Origin of the sequence: Pseudomonas sp. CAU 1711 (genome assembly GCF_039888625.1) — a bacterium.
GTDB lineage: Bacteria > Pseudomonadota > Gammaproteobacteria > Pseudomonadales > Pseudomonadaceae > Aquipseudomonas.
This window is the reverse complement of the sequence record NZ_JBDQQT010000019.1, coordinates 74,352-82,131: the sequence shown is the minus strand read 5'-3', so window position 1 is coordinate 82,131 and position 7,780 is coordinate 74,352. Positions and strand designations below refer to the sequence as shown.

The 7,780-nt window shown below is 65.7% G+C and carries 4 protein-coding genes; 2 read left to right on the top strand and 2 right to left on the bottom strand.

Translation table 11 applies throughout. From position 1 onward, the window contains the following. Positions 1 to 923: PoNe immunity protein domain-containing protein (locus tag AAFN46_RS19105; protein ID WP_347810278.1), on the top strand; the 923-nt coding region annotated here is incomplete at its 5' end. A gap of 61 nt (positions 924 to 984) precedes the next feature. Here the strand turns inward: AAFN46_RS19105 and AAFN46_RS19100 are convergent. After that, positions 985 to 2,418: a diguanylate cyclase gene (locus tag AAFN46_RS19100; protein WP_347810277.1), complete on the bottom strand. Its 1,434-nt coding sequence runs from the start codon at positions 2,416 to 2,418 to the stop codon at positions 985 to 987. A 77-nt stretch (positions 2,419 to 2,495) separates the two neighbouring features. Beyond that, positions 2,496 to 5,342: an EAL domain-containing protein gene (locus AAFN46_RS19095; RefSeq protein ID WP_347810282.1), complete on the bottom strand. Its 2,847-nt coding sequence runs from the start codon at positions 5,340 to 5,342 to the stop codon at positions 2,496 to 2,498. A 209-nt stretch (positions 5,343 to 5,551) separates the two neighbouring features. Here AAFN46_RS19095 and uvrD point away from each other — a divergent pair, with 209 nt between their 5' ends. Continuing rightward, a complete protein-coding gene (gene uvrD, locus AAFN46_RS19090) occupies positions 5,552 to 7,756 on the top strand; it encodes a DNA helicase II (RefSeq protein WP_347810276.1) in 2,205 nt (734 codons plus the stop codon). Positions 7,757 to 7,780: the final 24 nt, after the last annotated feature.

Genomic DNA, 7,780 nt, shown 5'->3' with positions numbered 1-7,780 from the left:
GGTCTGCTTGCGCTTGCCGGCGTACTCGGCATCGGCGAAGGTCATCTGCTTCATCGGGAAACTCGGGCAACGGGATCGGCGTATTTCACCAGATTCGGGAAGTCTTCTTCAGAATTTCCCTAGCCCTGCGTGCAGCGCACTTTAAAGATGCAACCTTGGATGGCTTGTTTCTCTGCTACACCGCCGGCGATCCCATCGAAGCCCTGCCCAAACGCTTGGAGCAGTTGATCAAGGATTACGAAACTTATCAGCATGCTCTGGCAGCCCAAGAACAAATGCCTGATATATCGCCATTGGCCATCGACGACTGGCCTGGGGAATATGAAGAATGTGTGCAGGTCATAAGTCTGTGCATCCTGCTTCATCGCACAGACCTGTTACAGCGCTTCGTCGCACTGCTGGACAATGCCGGTTATGCCGGTGATGACACCCTCTATGAAGACCTGTTGCGCAAGGTGCTACCCAACCGCACCGACCTGGACGAGTGGTATCACGATCTCTACACACCGCTGATCCGGGCCATTTATGCCCCGACGCCAGAAGAAGCATCCGGTCTACTGAAGCAGTACTGCAACCAGTGGTATTCGTCCTTTGCCGACCAGCAGACCACTTGGCACGACAGCCATCTGGATATAGACGGCGACGAGGGTAGCTATGTCGGCTACTGGGCCTTCGAAGCTGGCGCCATCGCCTATCTCTACAACATCGACGACAGCCAGATCGACCATATGGTCTACCCCAAGGATCTGGTCGCCTACGCACGCAGCAATACCCCCAAGTACAACGGCCCAAGCCCAGTGCACGCCGGCCAGCCCTGCCCCCGAAGGAGGAAAGGGGACAGATTTATTTCTCCGGCAGTTTATTCGCAAATTAATAGATCTACCCCTTCTGTGCCCTCTTTTGGAATGAAGCACCAACAGTGAGGCACGCGAACAAAGGGCGGACTTACTCAGCGCACGCCGCCCAGAGAAATCTGGAAAGGCCTCAGTGCGCCTCCGGGAAGGAGCCTGGCGAAAAGCCGGACGCCGGCTCGCCACTGGCATGGCAACACAGCCTGTTGCGCCCATCTCGCTTGGCCTGATAGAGGGCCATGTCGGCCTGTTTGAGCAGCTCGCCTAATGCCTGTGGGTGCTGCGCATCCGCGAAGCTCAGGCCGATGCTCACCGTGAGCGGGGCGTAGGGTTGCTCCTCGCCCGTCTGCTCGATGGCTTCGCGCAGGCGGTTGAGGCTTTCTTCGGCCATCCGCCGGTTGGGGCAGAGCATGCTCACGGCGAACTCCTCGCCGCCCAGGCGGCCGAGGATGTCTTCCTGGCGCAGGGTATGGCGCAGGGTTTTCGCCACGGCCAGTAGCGCCTGGTCGCCGATGTCGTGGCCGTGCTCGTCGTTGATGCGCTTGAAGTTATCCACATCCAGAATGGCGACGCCCAGGCAGCTATTGCCACGGCGCATGCGCGCCAGTTGCTGCTCGCTCTGTTCGAAGAAGGCCTTGCGGTTGGCCAGGCCGGTGAGCGGGTCCTCGTGGGCCATGCGCAGCAGTTGCGCATTGCTCTGGCGCAGGGCCTCGGTGCGTTCGTTGAGGACGTTCTGCAGCTCGGACTTGAGGCTGCGCAAGTCGCGGTTGCGCTGTTCCAGCGCGGCCTCGTAGTGAGTGCTCAGGGTGACGTCGCGCTCGATGGCGGCGAAGTGGGTGACATCGCCGAAGCGGTTCTTCAGCGGAATGATGTGCAGCTCCAGCCAGTAAGGCTGGCCGCTTTTCGAGTAGTTGAGAATCTTCTCCTGGCAGGGCTCGCGGCGCTCCAGCGCGGCGCGGATGCGCGCCGTGGTCGCCGCATCGGTGTCCTGCCCCTGGAGCAGGCGCGGCGTCTCCCCCAGCACCTCTTCGGCGCTGTAGCCGGTGAGCTGTTCGAAGGCCTTGTTGACGTACACGATCTTCGGCCCGAGGGGCCGGTCGAGCTGGTCGGCCTCGGTGACGATCACGATGTCCTGGGTGTTGTGCAGGATGTCCTCGAAGGAGAACAGGCTCTTCTTGTCCGTGATGTCCACGAAGCTGACCACGATGAAGCCGTGGCCACTGCCGAAGTCGCCTTCGCAGTAGGCGTTCACGCTGAACCAGGAGATGTCCTGATGATGGCTGTCCAGCACGCCCAGCACTTCGTTGTGCAGGGGCTGCTGGCTGCTCAGCACGCGGTTGACCGGGTAGTCGGTCACCGGCAGGGTGAGGTTGTGTTCGTCCAGGAAGCGCCACTGGGGGTCGAGGGCGTCTTTGCCGATGATCTGGTTGTAGGTCAGCCGCAGCAGGCGCAACGCGGTCGGGTTGGCGTACACGATGGACGTGTCCTGAGCATGAATCACCACCCCGATATTGGCGTTTTCCAGCAGAGTGAGCAGCTTCACCTGCTCCAGACCCGACACGTTCATTGGCAGAGCCTCAGGACTACGACCCATCCATCACTATAGCGCCGGCCAGGCACTGCGCGCGGCGGGGCGACGGCGCCTCAGTCCATTTCCAGCTGGGCCCTGAGCAGCTCGGCGAAACGCTCGGCCGGCACCGGTGGGCTGATCAGGTAACCCTGGATCTCGTCGCAGTGCTGCAGCTTGAGGAAGTCCATCTGCGCCTGGGTTTCCACGCCCTCGGCCACCACCTTGAGCTCCAGGCCGTGGGCCATGGCGATGATGGCGCGGGTGATGGCCGCGTCCTCGCCGCCGGCGGCCAGGTCGCGGACGAAGGTCTGGTCGATCTTCACATAGTCCACCGGGAAGCGCTTGAGGTAGCTGAGCGAGGAATAACCGGTGCCGAAGTCATCGATCGCCAGTTTCACCCCCAGGTCGCGCAACTGCTGGAAGGTGGCGATGACGTTCTCCACGTTGTCCAGCAACTGGCTCTCGGTCAGCTCCAGCTCCAGCAGGTGCGGCGCCAGCTCGGTCTCGTCGAGCACCTGGCGCACCAGGCCGATCAGGTTGCCCTGGCGCAGCTGGTGCACCGACAGGTTGACCGACACGCGCAGGTCGGCCAGGCCCTGGCGCTGCCACTCTCTGGCCTGCAGGCAGGCCTGGCGCAGGACGAATTCGCCGATCGGCGCGATCAGCCCGGTCTCCTCGGCCAGCGGGATGAAGTCGCTGGGCGGCACCAGGCCCAGCTGCGGGTGGCGCCAGCGCACCAGCGCCTCGGCGGCATTCAGGCTGTCGTCGGCCAGGCACAGCTTGGGCTGGTAGAACACCTCCAGCTGGCCCTCCTCGATGCCCTTGCGCAGCTGGGTCTCCAGCTGCAGGCGCTCCAGGGTGCAGGCCTGCAGGTTGTCGGTATAGAACTGGAAGGTGTTGCCGCCCAGGTGCTTGGCGTGCTGCACCGCCATGCCGGCCTGGCTGATCAGGGTGGCGATCTCGCGGGCGTTGTCCGGCAGCAGGCTGATGCCGATCGAGGCGCTGATCACCAGCTCGTGGCCGGCCACGTCCATCGGCGTGCGCAACTTGGCCAGCAGGCGGCTGGCGGTGCGCGCCAGGGCCGACAGGCTGCCGTAGTCGTCGAGCAGGATGGCGAACTCGTCGCCGGCCAGGCGCGCCACGGTGTGCGCCTCCGGCACCGCCTGGTTGAGACGGCGCGCCATCTGCCGCAGCAGCTGGTCGGCGCCTTCGTGGCCAAGGCTGTCGTTGAGCAGCTTGAAGCGGTCCAGGTCGATGTGCAGCAGGGCCATCTGCCCCTCGTTCTGCCGCGCCCGCTCGCAGGCCTCGTGCAGGCGCTCGCGGAACAGGCTGCGGTTGGCCAGGCCGGTCAGCTCGTCGTAGTGCGACAGGTAGCGCAGGCGCTCCTCGGTCTGCCGGCGCTGCGACAGGTCGGAGAAGAAGCCGACGATGTGGCTGACCCGGCCGCGGCCGTCGCGCACCACGTTGAGCTGCAGCCATTGCGGGTAGAGCTCGCCGTTCTTGCGCGTCTCGATCAGCTCGCCGCGCCAGCAGCCGTGGGTCTCCAGCTCCTGGCGGATCAGCTGATACTGGCGCCGCGCGTCGCGGCTGCTGATCAGGGTGGCCACGCTGCGCCCCAGCACCTCTTCCTTGCGATAGCCGGTGACCTCGCTGAAGGCCTGGTTGACCGACAGCAGCAGGTAGTCGGAGTCGAGGATGACGATGCCCTCGCCGCAGGCCTCGAACACGGTGGCGGCCAGGCGCTGCTCTTCGTCGACGCGCTTGCGCTCGGTGATGTCACGGCGGGTGCCGAGCATGCGCAGCACCTGGCCGTTGTCGTCGCGTTCCACCGCCCGGCCACGGTCCTCGACCCAGCGCCAGCGACCATCGGCGTGACGCACCCGATATTCCACGCAGTAGCCGTCGCTGCGGCCCTTGAGGTGCTCGACCAGGGCCCGGCGCAGCACCGGCACGTCGTCCGGGTGCAGGCGCGGCTTGAGGTGGCTGAGCACGCCCTTCACCTGGTCCTGGCTGATGCCGAAGATGCTCTCCAGGTGGCTGTGGTGCACCTCGTCGGTCTGCAGGTTCCAGTCCCACAGGCCCAACTCGCTGGCCTCCAGGGCCAGGGCCAGGCGCGCCTCGCTCTTGCCCAGGGCATGGCTGGCGTCGTCCAGCTCCAGGGTGCGCTGGGCCACGCGAATCTCCAGCTCGTCGTGGGCCTGGCGCAGCTCGCGCTCGGCGCGGCGGCGCTGCTCCACCTCGCGGGCCAGCTCCTGGTTGAGACCCTCGGCACTCTCGCGGGCGTGTTCCAGGCGTTCGATCAGCGCCTGGTTCTCGAAGCGGCGCAGCAGGCTGCTCTGCACCAGGCGATTGACCTGCCAGGCCACCACACAGAGGCTCAGCAGCATCAGCAGGCCGAGGGCGCCCCAGCCCTGCTGGCGCGGGCTGTCGCTGAGCAGCAAATAAAGGATGCTGGGCAGCAGACAGGGCAGGGCGAACGCCAGGAAGGCCGCGCGACTGACCGCATAGGCCACGCTGGCGGAGAGGATAGCGGCAGCGATCAGGCCGTAGACCAGGGCCTGCAGCAGGAAGCGCTCGGCCGGCACCAGGTAGATCGCGGCAAAGGCCAGGGTCAGGCCGGACAGGCCGGCGCCGACCAGGAACATGCGCTGCCACTGCGGATTGGCCTGGCGCGAGGGCAAGGCGGCCTTGAACGCGGCCATCTGGATCAGCCGCAACACCGCCAGCAGCACCAACCATACCAGCCAGGCGGCCAGCGCCAGGCTGGGGCTCGGCTGCCAGAGCAGGCCGGCGCAGGCCACGCCGCTGAGCAGCATGAACAAGGTGGGCACCTGAGAGCCCTGGTACAACAGGCGGGTTCTCTCCACCGCGATTTCGGTGGCGAATTGCTGCGCGACGGCGCGAGGCTCCTCCACCGCCATGCCGGCGGAGGCCCCCCGAAGAGATGGGGTCATAGGCGATTTTACTTGTAATGGTGTGCCTGACGTTCGCCGAGCATACCCGAGCTAGAGCGCCTGCCCAAGACTGGAGATGGCCTTTTAATAGCGCCAATCGACAAGCGGCGAACGAGCGCTCACTGATCGCAACCCTGCGGTTTGCCGCCCCTCCGGCCGGCCCGTAGAATGCCGCGATGCATAACGATCCCGCCTCCTTCGACCCAGAGCTCCTTCTCGCCTCCCTCAACGATGCGCAGTGCCAGGCCGTGGCCGCCCCGCTCGGCCGCCAGCTGGTGCTGGCCGGCGCCGGCTCGGGCAAGACCCGCGTGCTGGTGCACCGCATCGCCTTCCTTATCCAGTTCCTGAATGCTTCGCCGTACAGCATTCTGTCGGTGACCTTCACCAACAAGGCCGCCGCCGAGATGCGCCAGCGCATCGAGCAGCTGCTCGGCCTCAACCCCGCCGGCATGTGGGTCGGCACCTTCCACGGCCTGGCCCATCGCATCCTGCGGGCGCACTGGCAGGAGGCCGGGCTGAGCGAGAACTTCCAGATCCTCGACTCCGACGACCAGCAGCGACTGATCAAGCGGGTGATCCGCGAACTGGGCCTGGACGAACAGCGCTGGCCGGCCAAGCAGGCACAGTGGTTTATCAATGGGCAGAAGGACGAAGGGCTGCGGCCGAAGAATATCCAGCCCGGCGGCGACCTGTTCCTCGCCACCATGCTGAAGATCTACGAGGCCTACGAGGCGGCCTGCGCGCGCACCGGGGTGATCGACTTCGCCGAGCTGCTGCTGCGGGCGCTGGACCTGTGGCGCGACAAGCCGGACCTGCTGGCGCACTACCAGAAGCGCTTCCGCCATATCCTGGTCGACGAATTCCAGGACACCAACGCCGTGCAGTACGCCTGGCTGCGCCTGCTCGCCAAGGGCGGCGAGAGCCTGATGGTGGTGGGCGACGACGACCAGTCGATCTACGGCTGGCGCGGCGCGCGGATCGAGAATATCCAGCAGTTCAGTAGCGACTTTAGCGATAGCCAGATGATCCGCCTGGAGCAGAACTACCGCTCCACCGCCGGCATCCTCAAGGCCGCCAACGCGCTGATCGCCAACAACAACGGGCGCCTGGGCAAGGAGCTGTGGACCGACGGCAGCGACGGCGAGCCGATCAGCCTGTACGCCGGCTTCAACGAGCACGACGAAGCGCGCTACGTGGTCGAGAGCATCGAGGACGCCCTGCGCAAGGAGGGCCTCAAGCGCAGCGAGATCGCCATCCTCTACCGCTCCAACGCCCAGTCGCGGGTGCTGGAAGAAGCGCTGCTGCGCGAGAAAATCCCGTATCGCATCTACGGCGGCCAGCGCTTCTTCGAGCGCGCCGAGATCAAGAACGCCGTGGCCTACCTGCGCCTGCTCGACGGCCGGCACAACGACGCCGCGCTGGAGCGGGTGATCAACGTGCCGACCCGCGGTGTCGGCGAGAAGACCGTCGAGGCGATCCGCGAACACGCGCGCCACAGCCAGCTGTCGATGTGGGCGGCGATGCAGCAGCTGATCGCCGCCAAGGCCCTGCCCGGCCGCGCCGCCGGCGCGCTGGCCGGGTTCGTCGAGCTGATCGAGAACCTGGCGGCGAAAGTGCTGGATATGCCGCTGCACCTGATGACCCAGACCGTCATCGAGCAGAGCGGCCTGCTCGCCTGGCACCAGGCCGAGAAGGGCGAGAAGGCCCAGGCACGGGTGGAGAACCTGGAGGAACTGGTCAGCGCCGCGCGCAACTTCGACAACGACGAAGACGACGAGCTCGGCCCGCTGGCCGCCTTCCTCACCCACGCCTCGCTGGAGGCCGGCGACACCCAGGCCGAGGAACACGAGGACTGCGTGCAGCTGATGACCCTGCACAGCGCCAAGGGCCTGGAGTTCCCCCTGGTGTTCCTGGTCGGAATGGAAGAGGGCCTGTTCCCACACAAGATGAGCCTGGAGGAACCCGGCCGCCTGGAAGAGGAACGCCGCCTGGCCTATGTCGGCGTGACCCGCGCCATGCAGCGCCTGGTCATGACCTACGCCGAGACCCGCCGCCTGTACGGCAGCGAGACCTACAACAAGGTGTCGCGCTTCGTCCGCGAGATTCCGCCGGCGCTGATCCAGGAAGTGCGCCTGTCGGGCAGCGTCAGCCGCCCCTACGCGGCACCCAGCCGGAACATGAGCGGCGGCTCGATGTTCGCAGGCAGCCAAGTGCCGGAAACCCCCTTCAGCCTCGGCCAGGCCGTGCGCCACAGCCTGTTCGGCGAGGGCGTGATCCTCAACTTCGAAGGCAGCGGCGCCCAGGCCCGCGTGCAAGTGAACTTCGCCGGCGAAGGCAGCAAGTGGCTGATGCTGGCCTACGCCAAGCTGGAAGCGATCTGAATCCAACCAGAACACCACAAGGAG